18 protein-coding genes, 1 tRNA gene and 1 CRISPR repeat array are annotated in these 20814 nt (G+C 65.1%); of the genes, 15 read left to right on the top strand and 4 right to left on the bottom strand.

Going from position 1 to position 20814, the window contains the following annotated elements:
* Positions 1–8 precede the first annotated feature (8 nt).
* From trpD to C450_RS21765, 7 genes are all read left to right on the top strand, one after another.
* Positions 9–1031 (top strand): anthranilate phosphoribosyltransferase, encoded by a 1023-nt coding sequence (gene trpD / locus C450_RS16355; protein WP_005045368.1) that lies wholly within the window; start codon positions 9–11, stop codon positions 1029–1031.
* Positions 1028–1669, top strand: a complete 642-nt coding sequence (locus tag C450_RS16360; protein ID WP_005045370.1) for a phosphoribosylanthranilate isomerase — start codon at positions 1028–1030, stop codon at positions 1667–1669. Before trpD ends, C450_RS16360 begins: the two co-directional genes overlap by 4 nt.
* On the top strand, positions 1666–3282 hold the full coding sequence (gene trpE, locus C450_RS16365; RefSeq protein WP_005045372.1) for an anthranilate synthase component I: 1617 nt from the start codon (positions 1666–1668) through the stop codon (positions 3280–3282). Before C450_RS16360 ends, trpE begins: the two co-directional genes overlap by 4 nt.
* Entirely contained in the window at positions 3279–3941 is a 663-nt protein-coding gene (gene trpG / locus C450_RS16370; RefSeq protein ID WP_005045374.1) for an anthranilate synthase component II, read from the top strand. Before trpE ends, trpG begins: the two co-directional genes overlap by 4 nt.
* 347 nt (positions 3942–4288) lie before the next feature.
* The gene (locus C450_RS16375; RefSeq protein WP_005045375.1) at positions 4289–7420 is read left to right on the top strand and encodes an adenosylcobalamin-dependent ribonucleoside-diphosphate reductase; all 3132 of its coding nucleotides are present in this window, start codon (positions 4289–4291) and stop codon (positions 7418–7420) included.
* 35 nt (positions 7421–7455) lie between these two features.
* Complete coding sequence (locus C450_RS16380; RefSeq protein WP_005045376.1) at positions 7456–7845, top strand: hypothetical protein; 390 nt, start codon at positions 7456–7458, stop codon at positions 7843–7845.
* A complete protein-coding gene (locus C450_RS21765; RefSeq protein WP_152424523.1) occupies positions 7832–8332 on the top strand; it encodes a hypothetical protein in 501 nt (166 codons plus the stop codon). Before C450_RS16380 ends, C450_RS21765 begins: the two co-directional genes overlap by 14 nt.
* 21 nt (positions 8333–8353) lie before the next feature.
* Here C450_RS21765 and C450_RS16385 read toward each other — a convergent pair whose 3' ends face one another.
* The gene (locus C450_RS16385; protein WP_005045377.1) at positions 8354–10021 is read right to left on the bottom strand and encodes a molybdopterin-dependent oxidoreductase; all 1668 of its coding nucleotides are present in this window, start codon (positions 10019–10021) and stop codon (positions 8354–8356) included.
* A 120-nt stretch (positions 10022–10141) separates the two neighbouring features.
* Between C450_RS16385 and C450_RS23535 the strand changes: the two genes are divergently transcribed.
* Complete coding sequence (locus tag C450_RS23535) at positions 10142–10360, top strand: HVO_2523 family zinc finger protein (RefSeq protein WP_005045379.1); 219 nt, start codon at positions 10142–10144, stop codon at positions 10358–10360.
* Here the strand turns inward: C450_RS23535 and C450_RS16395 are convergent.
* Complete coding sequence (locus C450_RS16395) at positions 10333–11013, bottom strand: TVP38/TMEM64 family protein (RefSeq protein WP_005045380.1); 681 nt, start codon at positions 11011–11013, stop codon at positions 10333–10335. The genes C450_RS23535 and C450_RS16395 overlap by 28 nt on opposite strands.
* 63 nt (positions 11014–11076) lie before the next feature.
* On the opposite strand from C450_RS16395, the gene C450_RS16400 reads away from it, so the two are divergent.
* On the top strand, positions 11077–11454 hold the full coding sequence (locus C450_RS16400) for a DUF5830 family protein (protein WP_005045381.1): 378 nt from the start codon (positions 11077–11079) through the stop codon (positions 11452–11454).
* A gap of 72 nt (positions 11455–11526) precedes the next feature.
* Here the strand turns inward: C450_RS16400 and C450_RS16405 are convergent, their stop codons facing one another.
* Positions 11527–12735, bottom strand: a complete 1209-nt coding sequence (locus C450_RS16405; protein ID WP_005045382.1) for a DUF7115 domain-containing protein — start codon at positions 12733–12735, stop codon at positions 11527–11529.
* A gap of 82 nt (positions 12736–12817) precedes the next feature.
* Between C450_RS16405 and C450_RS16410 the strand changes: the two genes are divergently transcribed.
* A tRNA-Met gene (locus tag C450_RS16410) sits at positions 12818–12944 on the top strand.
* Between the two features lie 324 nt (positions 12945–13268).
* A CRISPR array of direct repeats spans positions 13269–15745; the repeat unit is 30 nt; unit sequence GTTTCAGACGAACCCTCGTGGGGTTGAAGC.
* Between the two features lie 65 nt (positions 15746–15810).
* Here the strand turns inward: C450_RS16410 and C450_RS16415 are convergent.
* Positions 15811–17184 (bottom strand): NAD(P)/FAD-dependent oxidoreductase, encoded by a 1374-nt coding sequence (locus C450_RS16415; protein ID WP_005045383.1) that lies wholly within the window; start codon positions 17182–17184, stop codon positions 15811–15813.
* 122 nt (positions 17185–17306) lie between these two features.
* On the opposite strand from C450_RS16415, the gene C450_RS16420 reads away from it, so the two are divergent.
* From C450_RS16420 to C450_RS16440, 5 genes are all read left to right on the top strand, one after another.
* A complete protein-coding gene (locus C450_RS16420; RefSeq protein ID WP_005045384.1) occupies positions 17307–17624 on the top strand; it encodes an MTH1187 family thiamine-binding protein in 318 nt (105 codons plus the stop codon).
* A 63-nt stretch (positions 17625–17687) separates the two neighbouring features.
* The gene (gene mch / locus C450_RS16425) at positions 17688–18620 is read left to right on the top strand and encodes a methenyltetrahydromethanopterin cyclohydrolase (protein WP_005045385.1); all 933 of its coding nucleotides are present in this window, start codon (positions 17688–17690) and stop codon (positions 18618–18620) included.
* Positions 18617–19099: a hypothetical protein gene (locus C450_RS16430; RefSeq protein ID WP_005045387.1), complete on the top strand. Its 483-nt coding sequence runs from the start codon at positions 18617–18619 to the stop codon at positions 19097–19099. Before mch ends, C450_RS16430 begins: the two co-directional genes overlap by 4 nt.
* A 39-nt stretch (positions 19100–19138) precedes the next feature.
* On the top strand, positions 19139–19816 hold the full coding sequence (locus C450_RS16435; RefSeq protein ID WP_005045388.1) for an HAD family hydrolase: 678 nt from the start codon (positions 19139–19141) through the stop codon (positions 19814–19816).
* Positions 19817–20039: 223 nt separating this feature from the next.
* Positions 20040–20814 (top strand): TSUP family transporter (locus tag C450_RS16440; protein ID WP_005045389.1); only part of this gene is annotated, 775 nt, incomplete at its 3' end.

Below are 20814 nucleotides of genomic sequence, written 5' to 3' on the forward strand. Positions count from 1 at the left end.
GATCCACAATGCAAGAGTACATCGAGCGCGCGACCGATGGCGAGGATCTCTCGTTCGCGGACGCGCGTGCGGCGAGCACGGCGGTGTTCGACGGGGCGAGCGACGCACAGATCGGGGGGTTGCTCACGGCGCTGCGGACGAAAGGCGAGACGGAAGCCGAGATCGCGGGCTTCGCAGCGGGGATGCGCGGTGCCGCCCGTACCATCGATCCCGACTGCCGGCCCGTGGTCGACACCTGCGGGACGGGCGGTGACGCCCACGACACGATCAACGTCTCGACCACGAGCGCGGTCGTCGCTGCGGGCGCGGGCGTGAACGTCGCGAAACACGGCAACTACTCGGTATCGTCGTCGTCGGGCAGCGCCGATGTCTTCGACGAGCTCGGCGTGACGATCGACGCCGAACCACCCGAGGTCGAGCGTTCGATCGAGGAGCGGGGAATCGGGTTCATGCTCGCGCCGGTGTTCCATCCAGCGATGAAGGCGGTTATCGGCCCGCGCCGGGAGCTCGGCATACGGACGCTCTTCAACGTGCTCGGGCCGCTCACGAACCCGGCGGGCGCGGACGCCCAGGTCGTCGGTGTCTACGACCCCGACCTCGTCCCGGTGCTCGCCCGTGCGCTCGCACAGCTCAATGTCGAACGCGCGCTCGTGGTCCACGGTGGTGGGATGGACGAGATCTGCGTCCACGACGAGACGGCCGTCGCCGAGGTTCGGGGTGAGGAAATCGAGGAATACCACCTCTCGCCGGACGATCTCGGCCTCGCGACTCACGAACTCGGCGCGGTCGCCGGCGGCACACCGGTCGAAAACGCTCGCGACCTCGAAGGGATCGTCACCGGTGAGGTCGAGGGCGCGAAACGCGATATCGTGCTCGCGAACGCCGGCGCGGCGATCTACGTCGCGGGCGCTGCCGACTCGCTCACGGACGGCGTCGAGCGCGCTCGTGAGGCCATCGATGCGGGGCACGCGGCCGAAAAGCTCGCTGCGCTCCGGACCACCGACGAGGCGATCGCGGGCGAGACCGCATGACCCGCACGAAGATCTGCGGGCTGACCCGCGAGGACGACCTCGATGCCGCCGTCGCGGCCGGCGCTGACATGGTGGGATTCGTCTGTGGCGTGCCGATCGAGACGCCGCGCGAACTCGCACCCGACCGCGCCGCCACGCTCGGCGAGCGCGTTCCGGAAGGGGTCACAAGCGTTCTCGTCACGATGCCTGAAACACCCGAAGCGGGAGCCGCCCTCGCCGAGCGAGTCGACCCGGACGCGATCCAGGTTCATGACTACTCGCCCGACGAGGTGGCGGCCCTCGCCGATCGTACCGACGCTCGGGTGCTGGCTGGTGTCGACGCAGCCGACGACGATCTCGAACAGTATGCGAACCCCGCCGACGCGCTCGTGCTCGACTCGACCGACGAGCAGGGGGCCGGTGGAACGGGCGAAACCCATGACTGGGAGCGTGCCCGTGCGGTCGTCGCCGACCTCGACGTTCCGGTGTTGCTCGCCGGCGGTCTCACACCCGAGAACGTCGCCGAGGCGGTCCGGACGGTCGAGCCCTTCGGCGTGGACGTTTCGAGCGGCACGGAACGTGCCGGCGGCGTGAAAGACCACGCGGCGATTCAGCAGTTCGTCGAACGGGCGACAGCACCGCGAACGGTGACGACATGAGCGGTAAATCATTCCTCGACCGCGACGAGTTCGTCGCTCTCGCCGAGGACGCCGACCGACCGGCGGTCGTTCGGACGACGGTCGATCTCGATGTCGATGTCGAGCCGCTGGCGGCGTACGCGGCGCTCGCCGACGCATCGGACGCGGCGCACACCTTTCTCCTCGAAAGCGGCGAGAAGCTCGCATCGAGCGATCCGGATGGTGCGTTCGCACCTGCGAGCGAGGAGCGCCACGCGCGCTACTCGTTCGTCGGCTACGACCCGGCGGCCGCCGTCACGCTCGATCCCGACGGAACCGACGTCGACGTGTTCGATCCGCGGTACGCGGGCCTCGTCGATCCCGGCGAGGGCGACGTGCTCGACCGACTCCGGGGCGCGTTACCGGACGTCGAGCGCGTGAACTTCCCCACGACCGACCGCCAGCAGCTCGACGGCGGGCTCGTGGGATTTCTGGCCTACGACGCGGTGTACGACCTCCATCTCGACGAGGTGGGCGTCGAGCGGCCCGATTCGCGAGTACCCGACGCGCAGTTCGTGCTGACCACGAAGACCCTCGCGTTCGATCACGCCGCCGATACGGTGTCGCTGGTGTGTACGCCGCTCGTCCGGCCAGGCGACGATGCGGGCGCGATCCACAACGCCCTCGTGCGCGAAGCCGAGCGGGTCCGCGAGGCCCTCGCCGATGCGACGGCTGACCCCGGTGGGTTCGTCCGCGAGGACGCAACTGCGGGGTCGCGCGAGGCGTACGAGGCGGCGGTGGAGCGCGGGAAGGAGCACGTCCTCGACGGCGACAGCTACCAGGTGGTGCTCTCGCGCGCTCGCGAACTCGTCGGCGAGATCGACCCACGCGGACTGTACGCCGCGCTCCGTGACATCAATCCCTCGCCGTACATGTATCTCCTCGAATACGGCGACCGATCGGTGGTGGGGGCGAGTCCCGAAACGCTGGTCTCGGTGCGAGGCGAGGAAGTCGTCTCGAACCCACTCGCCGGCACCTGTCCCCGGGGAGCCAGCCCGGTCGAGGATCGCCGGCTCGCCGGCGAACTGCTCGCCGACGAGAAGGAACGCGCCGAGCATACGATGCTGGTCGATCTCGCGCGCAACGACGTTCGCCGAGTGAGCGAACCAGGCTCGGTGCGCGTCGGGGAGTTCATGACTGTCCTCAAATACTCCCACGTGCAGCATATCGAGTCCACCGTCACGGGCCGGCTCGCCGCGGACGCCGATGCGTTCGACGCGACGCGCGCGGCGTTCCCGATGGGGACGCTCTCGGGCGCGCCGAAGATCAGGGCGATGGAGATCATCGACGCCCTCGAAACCAGTCCCCGAGGCCTCTACGGCGGCGGCGTCGGCTACTTCTCGTGGGACGGCGACGCCGACGTCGCGATCGTGATCCGGACGGCGCTGATCGATCACGCACTGGACGAACGCGGAGGCGACGAGGAAACCACGACGGACCGCATCACCGTGCGGGCCGGTGCGGGCATCGTCGCCGACTCCGATCCCGCGAGCGAGTACGAGGAGACTGAGCGCAAGATGGACGGCGTGATCGCCGCGCTCGATCGGATCGAGCAGCCCGCGGACGCGACGCCACCCCCGGAGGTGAGCCGGTGAGCGAGTCCCTCGACCGCCACCGTGAGACGGGCCGTCCGACTGGCGCCGACACCGATCGGCCGCGCGTACTGTTCGTCGACAACTTCGATTCGTTCACCTATAATCTCGTGGAGTACGTGAGCGAGTACGCCGAAACCGAAGTCGTCCGGAACACTGCCTCGCTCGCGGACGTCCGCGCCGCCGACCCGGACGCGATCGTGATCAGTCCCGGGCCTGGCCACCCCGCAAACGACCGCGACGTGGGCGTCACGCTCGACGTGCTCCGCGAGGTGAGCCCGGAGATCCCCACTCTGGGGGTCTGTCTCGGGCTCGAAGCCGCGGTGTACGCCTACGGCGGGGCGGTCGGACGCGCGCCCGAACCCGTCCACGGCAAGGCGTTCGCGGTCGAGCACGACGGCCGGGGCGTCTTCGCGGAGCTGGACCAGGGCTTTCGCGCCGGCCGGTATCACTCCCTCGTCGCGACCGAGATCCCCGACTGCTTCGCCGTGACCGCGCGCACGGACGACGACCTCGTGATGGGAGTGCGCCACCGCGAGCATCCGATCGAGTGCGTCCAGTTCCATCCCGAGAGCGTTCTGACTGGTGTCGGCCACGACGTGATCCGGAACTTCCTCGACGGGATCGAGGCTGGCGTCGAGTACGCAGTCGTCGACGATTGAACGCGCGCGGACGGTTCCAGACGAAAACCCCCTCTAGCTTCGCGTGGATGTCCGCGTCCCCTCCCGTGATTCGATCGCAATGACAACTACTTTCACTCCGGTCTACCTACCGTTATATGACTTCGAAGCGCACGTCAATACCGTAACTCGGCGTGTCTCGTCAGACTCGCACGAACAGCCATCACGCCAGCGATCCGACCCGAAACGACGTCGACCGAAGACCGATGCCGAAGCGTTGATGACCCTTGCTTCGGTAGGAGATCGCCGCTACAAATGACTGGTACACCCCCCTCTCACGATCCGCGTATCGCCTGTCGAACGACCGTTCCCGACCGGGAGGCAGCCGCGTGAGTCGCGCGGGCTCGGCCGACGAGGTCACGCTGCCGGTGAAGCGCACCGACGGTGACACTCTGGAGGAACGACTGACCGCGAACGCCTACGACAACATCCTGCCCGCGCGCTATCTTCGAAAGGATTCCGACGGCGAACTCGTCGAGACCCAAGAAGACCTCTTCGTGCGCGTGGCGCGGAACGTCGCGCTGGCGGAGGCGGTGTTCGAAGCCGGGCGTCGGGACACCGACATTACTGTGACGCCCGAGCAGCTGAAACCTGACCACCCACGGCGGGACGATCTCGCGAGCGAGGTGTTCGGGAAGGGAACCACCGCTGACGACGACGCCGAAACCACCCTCTCGGCGTACAACGTCAACAAGTTCGCCTACGAGACCGTGGTGCCCGATCTCCCCGAGGAGATCCGCGAGCACGTCGCGGAGACCGCCGATGCGTTCCAGGCCTCGATGGAGGATCTCTCCTTCATGCCGAACTCGCCCACGCTGATGAACGCTGGCGACGAGCTCCAGCAGCTGTCCGCGTGTTTCGTCGACTCGCCGGGCGACGACATCGACGACATCCACCAGACCGCGAAGGAAGCTGCCGAGGTCTTCCAATCGGGCGGCGGGATGGGCTATGCGTTCTGGAAGCTCCGTCCCTATGGGGACGCAGTGGGGTCGACGGGCGGAATCGCCTCGGGGCCGATCACGTTCATGCGCACCTACGACCAGATGTGCGAGACGATCGCCCAGGGCGGCGCACGCCGCGGGGCCCAGATGGGCGTGATGCGCGTCTCCCACCCCGACGTCATCCAGTTCATCCACGCCAAGAACAAGGACGTCTCGCTCGCGCACTCGCTGCGACTGAACGACCCCGACGACTTCACGCACACCCAGTTCGTCGACGCCTTAGAGGAGGCTCGGGAACTCATCGACGACGAGGGCAAAGTCCCGAAGCACCTCCGGAACGCCGTCGAGGGCCATCTCTCGAACTTCAACATCTCGGTGGGCGTGACCGACGACTTCATGGACGCGCTCGAAGAGGGCGGCGAGTTCACGTTCACCAATCCACGCACCGAAGAGCCCCACATCGCCACCGCCGAGACCAAGGAGCTCTACGACTGCTACGGGCTCGGCGAGCACGTCGAGGTCGGTGAGGAGCTCTCGATCCCCGCGGCCGACCTCTGGGAGCACATCGTCGACGGAGCCTACCAGAACGGCGAGCCCGGCGTGATCTACCTCGAACGCGTGAACAAGGAACACTCCTTCGACGTCGAGGAGCATCCCGACCACGAGATCCTCGCAACGAACCCCTGTGGCGAACAGCCGTTGGAGGAGTACGAGGCCTGTAATCTCGGACACATCAACCTCTCGACGCTCGCCGCGAGCGATGCGCCGGACTGGCGGGTCTGGTCCGACGAACACGCCGACGAGTACGCGTCTCAGGAGGCGGCGATCGAGGCCTACCTGGAGGGGGCCATCGACACCGAGGCGTTCGACCATCGGATCGAACTCGGCACGCGGTTCCTCGAAAACGTCGTCACGATGAGCGACTTCCCGGTCGAGAAGATCGAGCAGAAGGTCCGCGAGATGCGCAAGATCGGGCTCGGGATCATGGGGCTCGCACAGCTCTACATCCAGTTGGGCGTGCGCTACGGCTCCGAAGAGGGCAACGAGATCGCACGCCAGCTCATGCGCCGGATCAACCACGGCTCGAAGCACGCCTCCCACGAGCTCGCCGAACAGCGCGGGAGCTTCGAGGACTGGGACGACTCGAAGTACGCCGACCCCACCGCGTACCGAGAGTGGTTCGAGGCTCAGACCGGCGAGTCGGCCGACGACTGGGAAGAGGGGTTCCCGATCCGGAACCACAACACGACGACCATCGCCCCGACCGGCACGACCTCGATGGTCGGCAACACCACCGGCGGCTGCGAGCCCATCTACAACGTCGCCTACTACAAGAACGTCTCCGACGACGTCCAGGGCGACGAGATGCTGGTGGAGTTCGACGACTACTTCCTCCGGGTGCTGGAGGCCAACGATATCGACGTCGACGCGGTGAAGGCGGAGGCTCAAGAACAGATGAGTAGTAACGAGTTCGACGGCGTCGAGGGGCTCGACACCGTGCCCGACGCAATCGGCGAGCTGTTCGTCGTGACCTCGGACCTCTCGGGCATCGAGCACGCGGGTGTGCAGGTGGCGTGCCAGGCGGGCGTCGATTCGGCGATCTCGAAGACCTGTAACTTCCCGAACTCCGCGAGCAAGGCGGACATGGACGAGGTGTACCGCTACATCTACGACAACGGCGGCAAGGGCGTCACGGTCTACCGCGACGGTACGCGCTCGAAGCAGGTCCTCACGACGCGGGCGGACAACGCCGAGTTCGCCGACGAGGGCGAAGCTGCCGAGGCTCTCGTCGAGCAGATCGAAGAGGTGTTCGGTGGGATCGAGGGCTTCCTCGACAGTGAGGATGTCCGCGCGGCGCTCGATACCGATCTCGCATCGGTGGTCGACACCGAGCCGGTCTACGCCGCGAAGCAGCCCCGGCCCGATGTGCTCCACGGCGTGACCCAGCGCGTCGACACCGGCTACGGCAAGCTCTACGTCAACATCAACGAGGACGAACATGGAAGAGCGTTCGAGCTGTTCGCCAACATCGGTCACTCGGGTGGGTTCACGAACTCCTTCACCGAGGCGCTCGCGAAGGTCATCTCGACCGCGCTCCGGTCGGGCGTCGATCCCGACGAGATCGTCGACGAACTCGACGGCACCCGGAGCCCGAAGGTCGCGTGGGACAAGGGCGAGCAGATCCAGTCGATTCCGGACGCCATCGGCACCGCGATGCGGCGGTATCTCGATGGAGAGATCGAGAAGACCTACCCCCAGCAGCGCAACTTGGACGAGATCGCGAGCGAGGATGCCGAGAGCGGAACGGCCGGAGACACGGCGACCGAACCCGACGGTGGCACGCGGGCCGACGCGTCCGGTGGGCCGGGAGCCGACGCCGGCACCGATCGATCGACGGGTGACGTCCAGGCGATGATCGACAGCGGCGAGAGTCCCGAGTGCCCCTCGTGTGGATCGCTGTCGCTCTACTACTCCGAAGGCTGCAAGACCTGCGAGTCCTGCGGCTGGTCGGAGTGTTGAGCTGACAACGGAGGTCATAATCTCCTACCCCAACCATGGCTGACGAGATAGCGTCTGAAAAGACAGGCCAGTCGTCTGTGGACGAGGATCTTGCGAGCCACAGCTCTAGGCTTCAGAAAGCACGTTTAGCAGCACACCAGCAGTTCTACGCCTTCGTCTTCCAGATATTGCTGTTCATAACTATGGTATTTGTTCCAATAGCGACGCTATTGTTTATCGGATTGATCGATACATTCGTTCCATCCATTCCTGTTGTCGCTTTTTCCCCGCTCAGTATACAAATGGGTGGGGAGGGTATTCGTGTGACTAAATTCGTCATGGCTTCCGCGGTAGTACGAGTTGGCGAAAGACTATGGGTACTGAATTCGAAGGGGTGGCCAGAAGCAGCGTCCTTTGGAGATACAGAGACCCATGACCAGAACTGATATCTCGTGGCCGGAGATGGGGATTAATCCTGCCGGAGGCGATAGTACGGGCGACGAGCCAGTTGAGGAATGGGTTGAGGACCCTTTCCGAAGAAAAGTGCTATATGTGTTTCATTTCATAGCGGAGAATAGCCATATTGCCACTACTGCACTTTTCACTGCCGTTGTAGTAGGAATATCAGACTACGTTGGACTTATGTCCTCCGCAGCGAGCAACGCTACATTCTCGCTTGTGCTGGTTAGTAGCGTGTTCGTAGTAACCGTTGATGCTGTCATCGCACACTTCTATCAGTCGGTCATAAATGCAATCTCATTCAGACTTAGCTACGGGGTATTGCTAGTAGCGGCCTACCTCTACGGTTACGTAGAGAAGACAAGCATATCTCGTTCGAGGATATCTATAGTTCTCTCCTCAAGTGTAGTCGAACATATTCCAGCTATCGGCTTGAGGAAGAAACTAGACCGAACCCTACGCCCTCGTTTTTAGCTTTTCCCTGTCGGCTTAGCTTTATCCCTCAATTGTCTTCGAGACCCAGCCCATCGAGCCGCTCGGGAACCGTCCGGTTTCTTTCTTCGGCTGGAGCGTGCCAGTACCGTCGACCGCGCGGACGACGACCTCGTGTTGCTCGCCGGGCGCGTCGTAGTCGTACCGCCACTGTCGCCAGACGTCGCCACCGAGGTTCGGTGTCAGAACCGGGGAGAGCTCCGCGTCGTTCCACGAGTTCCCGCCGTCGGTCGAGACCTCGACGCGCTCGATCCCCTGAACGCCGGCGTTCGCGTGGCCGGCGACCGTGATTTTTCCATCCGCACGGTTGGTTGCGTGGAGCTTCGCGACCGTGTGCACTGGGCCAGTACCCTTCCAGCCCTTCTTCTCCCAGAACCCTTTGGCCGGGCGATCGAGGATTTCGAGTTCGTCGATCCACTTGACGTTGATCTCGCCCCAGTGGCCGGGGATCAGCGCGCGCACGGGATAGCCGTGGGCGCGCGGGAGCACCTCGCCGTCCATGCCGTACGCGAGGAATCCAGTCCGAAGCGCCTCGACCGGGAACTCCTCGTAGTAGCCGTCGACCGAGCGGGCCATCACGAACTTCCCCTGGAGGTCCACGCCGTCGAGCACGCGCTCCATCGGGACGCCGGTCCAGAGCGCGTTGTCCATCTTCTTGCCGTTGCGTGGATCGCTGACACACCGCAGCGTCATGAACCGGTTTTCGGCCCCCATCGACGTGATCTCGTCGTAGTCGAACGTCTGCTCGCTATCGACCGCGCCCGTGACCGAGAGCGTCCAGCTGTCCTTGTTCACGTCCGGGTTGGGGTTCGCGGTGTCGACCTGATAGAAGTCGTCGCCGCTGATGAGGCCTTCGAGCCCTTCGATCGCGAACGACGCCGCCTCGGCGTCGGCGAGGAGGTCGTCGGTCGATCTCTCTTGTGCGTCAGCACTGCTGTTGCCCCCCTCCGCAGTGCCCGATCCGCCACCGTCAGCGCCGCCGTTCGTGTCGTTGCCGGCTGCGCCGCCCCCGCCGATCGCGCCGCCCGTTCCGTTCGCATTGCTTGAGCCGTTGGTGACGCTCGAAAGTGACGTCTCCTGTGCCGATGCCCCGGCTTCGCGTCCGCCGAGCACGTAGGCGATGACGCCGACACCGAGTGCGCTCGCGAGACTTCCGAGCATCGTCCGCCGGCCGCGCGAGATCCCCGATTCGGCGGTCCCGTCACCGGCCGTGGCGAGCGTGGCGGTGGCGACGCCGACGACGACCGCGCTTCCGACGCCGGCCCCGAGCGAGGGGATCGGTGCGCCCGTCAGCACCGCGGTCGCGAGCCACGCACCGAGCCCCGCGAGACTCACTGCGGCGGCCGCGCTATCGAGTCGGTAGCCGGTCGCGAGCGCCGCGAGGGTGATACTGCCGAGCAGCCCCGCACCGAGCGTGAGCGCGAGCAGTAGGTTGGCCTGCTGGCCGAGATGTTCGATCCCGAACACCTGACCGACGTCGGTGAGCGTGACGATCGCGAACTGGAGCACCGCGCTCGGCATCACCTGCGTGAGAAACGAGGTGATCGGCGAGGCGAGGAAGGCGGGCGTGAACCCCGCGAGCGCGTACGACCCCGCGACGCCCGCGATCCCCGCGAGCGCCGCCGTGACGAGTGCCGCGCCGACCGACTCATCGAGGATAGTTCTGGCCATACTCGAGAACGGGAGTCCACCGGAATGAACGTTGTCCGGACTCCCACCCAAATCTCTCGAAACTCTCTCGAAGGTCCGCCCGGCGGAAGGTTCAACCCCGCGCCGGCGGTCGGACGAGACATGGCCGGCGCGAACGAGCGACGGGAGGGAAGCGACCCGAACGAGGCCGATGGAAAAAGCGCTGCAAACCGGAGCGATGTCGCGGGGTCGGCAAGCGCCACGGCCGACGGATCGGGGCGGCCCTGTCCGGTCTGCGGGGCGGCGATGGACCGCCGCCACTGCAAGTACGTCTGCCCGAACCACGGCGTGGTCTACGACTGCTCGGACACGTTCTGGTGAGGCCGTCGGCGGTCGCGGAGCAGCTCGTATGCTGGTCCGGCGAGCACGAGGAGTGCAATCACACCCGCCGCGACCGCGAGTTCGACGCTCGCGCCGGACAATCCTGCGGTCGTGAGGCGGTCGAGCGACCGCCCCGCGAGCACCGCGGCGATCGTCCACGGGATCTCACCGAGGAAGGTCCCAAAAAGGTACGATCGGAGGCCGACCCCGGAGAACCCCGCACCGGCCGACACTGGATCGGCGGGCAGCGGTGCGAGCCGGGCGGCGGCCACCCCGCGAGTGCCACCCGTCCGTTCGAAAAACCGCTCGCCGGCCCCGCCGAGCCGACCGAGGACGCCGCTTTCGGTGTCACCACTGGCGTAGCGGCCGAGCAGGTATGGAGGAAGACACGTGAGACACACGCCGGCGAGCGCGAACGGAAGGCCGACGAGCCCGTAGCCGTAACCGACGACCGCCGAACAGAGACTCAGCGGCCACGCGAGAAGCGGCCGAACGAGATACAACGCCGCCACGACCGCCGCGAACACGGCCGGCTGGGATCGAAGCGCGGCGAGCCGTGCGAGCACTCGATCCGGAGACAGCGTGAGTGCGGCGAGCGCCACCGCCGCGGCGACGATCGCGACCCCGACCAGCCGTCGACGAGCGCGCTGCACGCACGATCACGGGCGCGGGATCGGCAAACTCGTTCCGGTTCGAACCGCCAAGAGTTCCAGCGGATGTGGACGGACCGATCGCACAATACTTACCACGTCACCCGATCGAGTGAGGACGTGAGCGACGCCGATCCGGTCAAACTCGGGGTGGAGCTCCTCGCGACGCTCGACGACGCTTCGCTCGATCTCGCGACCGCGATCGACCGGCTCGAAACCGTGACTGACGATCCTCACACGACCCGCGAAATCCTCGATACGGCCGAGCTCCGCGGCGTGATCGACCGCGAGGACGGTCTCGTGCGGGTGCTGTCCGGCGAGTTCGTCCGCTTTGGGCGCGACGTCGTCACCCGAGAAGGCGAGTTCACCTGCCGGCGATGCGGGGCCNGCGACCACGGTCCGTTCGGGTCGTCGTGTATCGAAAAAGTCGTCGGCCGTCGCTGAACCCCTCACAGCGATCGCTTCGTCCGATTCCCGTCGGACAGCCACTGGACTCCCGTCGGCCGCGACGCCGAATCAGCGATCGTCGTCGAGTCGATCAGCGAGCCGTTCGAGCGTTGCCTGCTGGCGTTCGAGCAGCTCGGTCTGTCGATCGACCGCTTCGCGAAGCGCATCGATCTCGTCGACGACCTCGGCAGCGGCGCTCGAACCCGCGTCCTGCCGAGCGGCGTCCGACGTGGTGGGATCCGTGGTCCGAGCAGTTTCGGTGTCCTCGATCGCAATCGTGGGTTCGGCCGACGTCGGTCCGGCACTCGGTTGGGTGTCCGCGGACTGCCCGCCCGTTCCGGACGGCTGAGCATCGTCGCCCGACGATCGAGTGTCGCCGTCGGAGGGCTGACCGGCGGTGTCGGTCGGCTGGCCGGCGGTATCGGTTGACTGACCAGCGGTGTCGGTCGGCTGGTCGGCAGCGTGGGGTCGGGATGGCGATTGCTCCGCGTTCGCGCCGGTCTCGGCCTCTCGAACATCGGTCTCGGGCGATCCCGTTCGAGTCTGATCGGGAGCGTTCGGGGTCGGTGGCTGCTGATCGGCCGTCCCAGGGGGTGTCGTCTGCTGGTCGGTCGTTTCTCCGTCGTCGTCCGACGGGGTTTGCGGGCGGAACTGGTCGGTGTTCTGTGAGCCGATCTCCTCGACGGTGTCGACGTCGTGGTACGCGAGCAGCGCGTCCTCGACGGTTTGGTAGGCCTCTCGATCGCCATCGCCGGACAGGTCGAGCCGCCGCCGCTGTCCGCCGATCGCGATCAGTAGTGTGCCCGCCTCGAACTTCACGTCGGTGACGTCCCCGAAGGCGTAACTCTCGTAGTCGCGGTCCCAGACCGCCTCGCCGACCGAGGTGAGCAGCCGTCGGTCGGTGACCACCAGCGTGCGCTCGCCGAACCGATAGCTCTCGGCGATCGACTCGTCGTCGTCGATCAGCCCGGTGGAGCGGAGTACGCCCGCGATCACCGGCGGAAGGACGGTCTCGATCCGGTCGCTCGGGATCGCAAAGCCCCGTACCCCGTCGTCGTACTCGAAGGCAAAGGAGGCCTCGCGGCGGCTGGCCGAGATGTCGAACCGGATGGCGTCGTGGGGGTACTCCTCGACGGACTCGCTGCTGAACAGCCCCGCGGAGTGATAGACCAACGTCTGCGACGGCGTGACGTACACTCGGTCGTCGTTCCCGATGCTCACGCTGGTCAGCCGCGACTCGTCGGCGAGGCGCTCGCTGACGATCCCGGGAACGTCCATGTGCCGTCTGTGCCACCGGCCGACATAAGACTGCCGGACCAGATGGGAAGGTTAATGACTCCGAGTCGAATATCAACGGACAGCCCGGGTGGCTTAGCTGGACATAGCGCCGCACTCATAGGGTTTCGAGACGGGCGTGATTCCCTTCGAGGCCGCCGCCTCGAACCTGGGACATGCGGAGATCGTGGGTTCGGAGCCCACCCCGGGCATTCTTCGGCGACGTGAAGCTCTCCGAGCTACTGCTGGCGGAGCTACTGCTGGCGGAGCTACTGCATCGCGATCGAAGCACCGCGGTACGTCGTCTCTGGGTACCGCGTGCATCTCATCGGGAGATGGCTCCACGACCCACCGCGAGAGCAGTCCCCGGCGACGAACGGTCCATAGCCAACGTGCGAACAGTCGATCGATCGTCCGCGTACGAGGGGACAGTGTGCTTCCATCGACCCACCGGGGTGCAGCGCGTATCGAACGTCGACGAAAACACTATGTCGTAGCTGGTGGATAGCACGGATATGTCCGGCATATCGGGCATGGTTTCAGACGAACCCTCGTGGGGTTGAAGCCAGAAGGTTACTGAGGTCATGGCAGAAGGTGACAGGTTTCAGACGAACCCTCGTGGGGTTGAANCAGACGAACCCTCGTGGGGTTGAAGCCAGAAGGTTACTGAGGTCATGGCAGAAGGTGACAGGTTTCAGACGAACCCTCGTGGGGTTGAAGCTTCGTGAAAGACTTCCGCCGATATTGCCGCTGTTGGTTTCAGACGAACCCTCGTGGGGTTGAAGCGCCGTATATCTCGACTTCACACGCACCGTCAGTAGTTTCAGACGAACCCTCGTGGGGTTGAAGCCTGAGTCTCGTCGCGCGTCGGTATCAGGAATGGGTTTCAGACGAACCCTCGTGGGGTTGAAGCCATCCCCATCACCGGAGACTGGATTGCCATGTCAGAGTTTCAGACGAACCCTCGTGGGGTTGAAGCCTTGCTGGACCGCATACCCCCCTTAGTGCTGGTTGTTTCAGACGAACCCTCGTGGGGTTGAAGCGACTGGCAGGCGCTCATCATCCTGCTCGCGCTCGAGTTTCAGACGAACCCTCGTGGGGTTGAAGCAAACTCGGCCACCGGCGCGAGAAGGACGTGCCGACGGTGTTTCAGACGAACCCTCGTGGGGTTGAAGCTACGGGATGGAAGGTAATGATGTAATGATGGCTGGGTTTCAGACGAACCCTCGTGGGGTNGACGAACCCTCGTGGGGTTGAAGCTACGGGATGGAAGGTAATGATGTAATGATGGCTGGGTTTCAGACGAACCCTCGTGGGGTTGAAGCGTCTTCGATGCGATCATGGCCGCTGCCGAAGGGCTCGTTTCAGACGAACCCTCGTGGGGTTGAAGCCGTTAGCAGCGGGGCTTCCAGCCATGTACGCGTTAGTTTCAGACGAACCCTCGTGGGGTTGAAGCCCAAAGGCAGCCTGAGCAACACAGAGAGAGTATGTTTCAGACGAACCCTCGTGGGGTTGAAGCCGAAAGTCCTCGGCGTCCCACCTCGCCAGCCAGGGTTTCAGACGAACCCTCGTGGGGTTGAAGCGTCGGCCGACGCGGGCCTTGCCCCGTCATATATCAGTTTCAGACGAACCCTCGTGGGGTTGAAGCTCGCCCCCATCCCGCACCCCAGCCCCCGGATCGTCGTTTCAGACGAACCCTCGTGGGGTTGAAGCGTCTTACGCCGTATGGGACGAACCCCTACCGAAGCGTTTCAGACGAACCCTCGTGGGGTTGAAGCGTTCAAAGAGGCGTTTATCAACGGCAATCCAGTATCGTTTCAGACGAACCCTCGTGGGGTTGAAGCATCAGTCGTCGCTCTCGTCCTCGTCCTCGTGCACGGTTTCAGACGAACCCTCGTGGGGTTGAAGCCGCTCTTCGAGTCGGCGCTTGTCCTCTTCTCTGACGGTTTCAGACGAACCCTCGTGGGGTTGAAGCCACTTCCGAGTTGATGCGCCTGACCCGCCACCGTGTTTCAGACGAACCCTCGTGGGGTTGAAGCGGGTTAGAGCATGACACGATGGAGAACCGAATCGCGTTTCAGACGAACCCTCGTGGGGTTGAAGCGGCTGGCTCTCCACGCAGGCGTCAAATGCGTGGGCGTGTTTCAGACGAACCCTCGTGGGGTTGAAGCCAGCGAGACGGACACGAAGATTGGATGTCCCGTTGTGTTTCAGACGAACCCTCGTGGGGTTGAAGCCACACGAGCCAACAGCCGTCCGTGCCGCGCGGCGGTTTCAGACGAACCCTCGTGGGGTTGAAGCGTCACGTTCGCCAGCGAATCGTTGGGGACGGTCGAGTTTCAGACGAACCCTCGTGGGGTTGAAGCGGCCTGTGGAGTTCGACCATCGGCTCTAAACCTGGAGTTTCAGACGAACCCTCGTGGGGTTGAAGCGTTCGATGCCATCAACCTCTACGCTAAAGAGAGTTTCAGACGAACCCTCGTGGGGTTGAAGCGGTCGTATTCTCGGTGGGCCGATCAGCGTCACTCATGGTTTCAGACGAACCCTCGTGGGGTTGAAGCGCACCACGCGACGGCGCGAACACGGAGTGTCTGTTGTTTCAGACGAACCCTCGTGGGGTTGAAGCGCGTGGGGCGTGGCCGCGAACAACTCCGACAGCGTTTCAGACGAACCCTCGTGGGGTTGAAGCTGTGGTTCCGTGCATTGGTATCTTAGTCTGTGCTGTTTCAGACGAACCCTCGTGGGGTTGAAGCGGCCACTGCGCGAAGCACCGGGGGATCGTGGATGAGTTTCAGACGAACCCTCGTGGGGTTGAAGCGTCCCGTCAACCAGCGAGTCGTTACCGACGCGAAGTTTCAGACGAACCCTCGTGGGGTTGAAGCATTCGCTCGCGGAAGTTCCAGTACCCTGAGCGCATAGTTTCAGACGAACCCTCGTGGGGTTGAAGCGGTTAATTCATAACCACTCATACTATGTCTGACGAGTTTCAGACGAACCCTCGTGGGGTTGAAGCTGCTGGCGCTTCTGAGCCTGCCCGAGTGATGTCGAATTACAGACGAACTCTCGTAGAGCTGGATCTCACCGACCACCATCACCGATCGGTTCGGCTCCAACGACGGTCTGGGACACGTCGTCCACGCCGTCTCGATCCAGAATCCGGTCGGCACAGGCGAAGCCAGCGACGATCCCGCCGTTGAGGCTGCGCTCGGGATACTGTGCTCGACTCGCCATCCCCGCGTAGTAGAGCCCCGCCGCGACCTCGCTTCCGAGATCGTAGGGGATCACCATGTCGAGATAGCCGCGTTCGTAGACCGGTGCAGTGCGGGGATTTCGCGCGGTTTCGATCCAGTTCACGCTCCCGCGATCGAAGTCGGGAAACAGGTCCTCGATCCCGGTGAGCCACGTCTCCTCGACACCCTCGTCGTCCATCCGCCAGAGCGCTTCGTCGGAATCCTGAACGTAGCTCACGGCGTAGAGGAGGTGCTCGCCGCCGTACCGTTCTGCTGGGACGAAGTTGGTGTGTTCGATCAGCGCGCCGAAGGGCGCGTCGTCGGCGATGTTGAGCCAGTAGGTGTCCATCACCGACTCCGAAAGGCTCAGCACCGAACAGACCGTCCCCTGGAAGTCGATCTCACAGGAATATCCCGTGAGATCCTCTAGTACAGTGGGCATCGCAGCGACCACGACCTCGTCGACGTCGTAGGTCTCGGTTCCGCTCTCGGTCTCGGCGGTGAGCGAATCGACCGCGCCGCCGGCGGTCTCGACGTCCATGACGCGGGCTCCCGTTTCGACGTGTTCGCGGCCGACCGCGGCCACGAGCGCGTCGATCAGGCGGTGGAACCCGCCGTCGAAGTAGCCGAGGAACTCGCCGCGGAGGAGGTCGCGCTCGCCCCGGAACTTGACCCGGCCGAGGAGCCACGCCGCGCTCACCTCGTCCTTTCGCGAGCCGAACTTCGCCTCCAGCAGGGGTTCGAAGAAGTTCTCGTACACGCCACGGGTGGTGTGATCGAGCAGGAACTCCTTGATGGGCACGTCCTCGAACTCCCGAAGATCGTCGTAGGTGTCGAATTTCGGGATCCCGCCGCGAACGTCGATATCGAGGGTCAACATGCCGAGCCGGAACGTATCGTAGAGGCTCAAATGGGGGTACGCGAGGATCTCCCACGGCTTGTCCATCGGGTGGACCACACCGTCGACGTAGTAGGCGTTCTTCCCGACGTGCCACTCGACCGCACTCCCGAGGCCGAGCTCCGCGGCGAGTTCGACGATGGTCTCCTCGGATTTCGAGAGGTGGTGGTAGAACTTCTCGATCCGATCCCCACGAGTCTCGTAGGTCGCGGCGAGTCCCCCCACATCGTCGCTCGCCTCGAACACTCGCACGTCGTGGCCGGCCTTCCGGAGACGATAGGCCGCGGCGAGGCCCGCGACGCCGCCACCGACGATACCGATCATGCTCCGCGTTCCCGTCCGGAGGGAATGGGTGTTGTGATCGACGCGCCGTCGCCGAACGGTCGCGAGGCGGCCACGACACCGACGGCCCACAGCGTTAGGTGAGTGCCGGACGTACCGCGGCCATGACCGTCGTTGCACTACTCAGTGTCGCACCAGTCCGGGAAGGCAGCATGGCCGGCGAGGTCGCGAAGGCCGTCGACGCACTCGACGAGTTCGACGTGAGCTACGAAACCAACCCGATGGGCACCGTGATCGAGGCCGAGGAAGTGGGTGAACTGTTCGCTGCGGCCCAGGCGGCCCACGAGGCCGTCGACGGTGACCGGGTGAGCACGGTCCTGAAGATCGACGACAAACGCGCAAGCGAGGACTCGGCGAGCGAGAAAGTCGATGCGGTCGAACGCGAACTCGGCCGGGCGGCGAGCGGCAACCCCGACGAGTAGATCGGTCGCCGACAGGACCGACAGGACCGACAGACCGTTCACCCACGCCGTCGAACCCGCGGTATGGAGAGTCTCAATCGGATGGCGCTCGAACTCGTCGAGGAGGCCATCGAGTTCGCCGACGAACTCGCGATCGAGATCACGGAACTCGACAACGGGGCCACGGTGCTCGACTTCGGTCACGACGTCGCTGGCGGTATCGAGGCGGGCTTGCTTCTCGCCGAGATCCAGACGGCGGGGCTCGCGACGATCCAGAACCGTCTGGGCGAGGTCGCTGGCGCGCCCGTCCCCCATATCGATTGCACGACCGACCGTCCGGCGCTCGCACTGCTTTGTGCGCAGAAGGCAGGCTGGGAGCTCGCACTCGACGGGTTCGAGGGGTTGGCGAGCGGTCCCGGGCGCGCACTCCTCGCTGAGGAGGAGATCTTCGCGCGGGTGGGCTACGAGGACGACTTCGATTTCGCGACACTCGCGATCGAGGCCGACGACCTCCCAGGGGAGGCGGTCGCCGAGCGGATCGCCGACCGAACCGATATCGGGGCGAACGCGGTCTTCCTCCCCTCGTTTCCGAGCGCGAGCCTCGTCGGCAGCGTCACGGCCGCTGCGCGCGCTGCCGAACTCGCGACTGTTCGCCTCGCCGACCTCGGCTACGATCCGCTCGACATTCGGTCGGTGAGTGCGAACGCGCCGGTCGCACCCGTGGCGGGAGAGGAGGCGACCGCGATCGCCCTCGCGAACGACGCGCTCGCCTACGGCGGTCAGGTCCACCTCACCGTCGACGAGGAGTTCGACCGGTTCGACGAACTCACCTCGACTGCGAGCGACGAGTACGGAGCCCCGTTCGAGGCGATTCTCGACGGCGTCGACTGGAACTTCGCCGAGCTCTCGGACGGGCTGTTCGCGCCGGCGCAAGTCACCGTCGACGTCAGCGGCGGCCCGACCCACGCGTTCGGGGCGACGAATGAGGACGTGCTCGGTGACGCCTTCGGACTGTGAAGTTCAAGATCGTTCCCGCGCCGCGGAGCCACGAGTTCGTCGCGGAGGCCCAGCAGGCGCTGCCGCTGATCCCCAGCAGCGAGAACGACTGCTGTGCGCGACTCGTCGATCGGACGGCCCTCGACGCGCGCGAGACGGCCCGCGAGTGGGTCACGTTTCTCCGTGCGCTCGGTCTCGCCGAGGAGACCGAATCGGGCTATCGGCGGCTGCGACGCGACCCTGACCTCGCCGACCTCGCTGCCGCGTTTCGCGAGACGGTCTTCGGGGCCGACGCCGTTCTCGACGTGCTCGACGCGGCCGACGAACCGCTCGGCGTCGAGGAGGTCTACGAGCGGTTCCGCGAGGAGGTGCCGAACTGGGAACGGTATCGACGCGCGGACTGGGACGACGAGTGGCGCAAGCGCGTCGAACGGCTGCTCGACTGGGCGGTCGTGTTCGGCCTCGCCGAGCGGGTCGACGGCGCGTATCGCAGTGACTGACCCATCCGACTTTTGTCCTCGCCGCCCCTCTCACGGACGATGAGCGCACCCGTCGACACGGTGCTGTTCGACATCGACGACACGCTGTGTGCGTACCGCCGGTCGGGGGCGGACGTACTCACGGCTGCCTTCGAAGCTACCGGCGTCGAGCCGTTCTTCGGGATCGAGGACTACTACGACCGCTACTCGGCGTTCGTCGATCGCACCGACACCATCCACGAGCTACGCACCGCGTGCTTTGCCGCACTCGCCGACGAGCGCGGCCGTGACCCCGATCACGGACGAGCGGTCGCAGCGGCCTACGCCGACGAACGCGACCACCGAGCCGTCGATGCCTTGCCGGGCGCGCGCGAAGCCGTCGATCGCCTCGGGGCCGACCACCGCCTCGGCGTGGTCACCAACGGCGCGCCCGGGATGCAGGCCGAAAAGCTCGCCGCGATCGGTCTCGACGACGCGTTCGAAGTCGTCGTCCACGCCGGCTACGACGCACCCGCGAAACCCGACCCCGCGCCGTTCCACCACGCACTCGACGCGCTCGACACCGACCCCGACTCAACTGTGCACGTCGGCAACTCCCTGACCTCGGACGTGCCTGGCGCACAGGCGGCTGGCCTCCGGGCTGCGTGGCTCGCCGATGGCTCGACGCCTGACCCGGTGCCCGCATACACACTCGACTCGATGACGGCTCTCCACGAGCCGCCGTGGCAGACCCGCTGACTGTCGCTCGGACGTTTTACCGGCAATAAACTCCTTATTCTGGGACGGGTGCGGTCGACCGAGCGACAGTTACGGGGGCGTATCGGACTGATTTCGGCAGATTCGGAGTTTCGGTGGTGACATGGCTACGGGCAGACCGCTCCGGATGACGGGTGGCTATGCGTGTCGGACCCCTACAAGCGGATGAGAAGCGGTCGGCTGTCCGTTTCGTTCGCTCTACATCATGGGTACATCAGACACGCAGATCGATGTCGCTGGCTTCGTCGCCAACCTCCGTGCGTTGCAGTACCGTGAGGTGATGATGGCGCTGGCGACGCTCGCGGTCGTCGCCGGTTCGATCGTGTTCTTCCCCGGTACCGAAAACGTCACCAGCGGGATCGAGTCCACGATATCGCCCGGACTGCTCGCGCTGTTGGTCGTGACGGCGGTCGTGGCCGGCGCGATCAAGGGCATGCTCGGCTTCGGCTACGCGCTCGTCGCGACCCCCGTGTTCGCGTCGGTGATCGACCCGACGCTTGCGGTGGTCGTGCTCGCGATCCCGCCGTGGATGATCAACATGTTCCAGATCGGCGAGACCGACACCGGACTCGATTTCATCCGCGAGGAGTGGGTGCTGATGGCACTCGCGATCGTCGGTACCGTGATCGGTGTGTTCTTCCTCAGCGAGTTCAGCACCGGCCCGATCGTCCCGTTCATCATCGGGCTGATCATCCTCGCGTACGTGATCTTCCAGGTCGTCCAGGACTTCGTGACGATCGAGGAGGCCCACCACCCGGTCGCGCTGGGTGTCGCAGGCCTGCTCGAAGGCTTCCTGCTCGCGGTCGCCAACCTCGGCCCCTTGCTCCCCGCGTACTTCCACACCTTCGAGCGCGACGCCGAGCGCTACATCGGCGGGCTCTCGATGGTCTTGGGCACTATCTTCACCGTTCGCATCCTCCAGATGGCACTCTTTACGGACCTCATCACGACCTACCGGCTCTGGCTCGGCTCGGCCATCG

This window comes from Halococcus salifodinae DSM 8989, assembly GCF_000336935.1.
In the GTDB taxonomy this organism is placed as follows: domain Archaea; phylum Halobacteriota; class Halobacteria; order Halobacteriales; family Halococcaceae; genus Halococcus; species Halococcus salifodinae.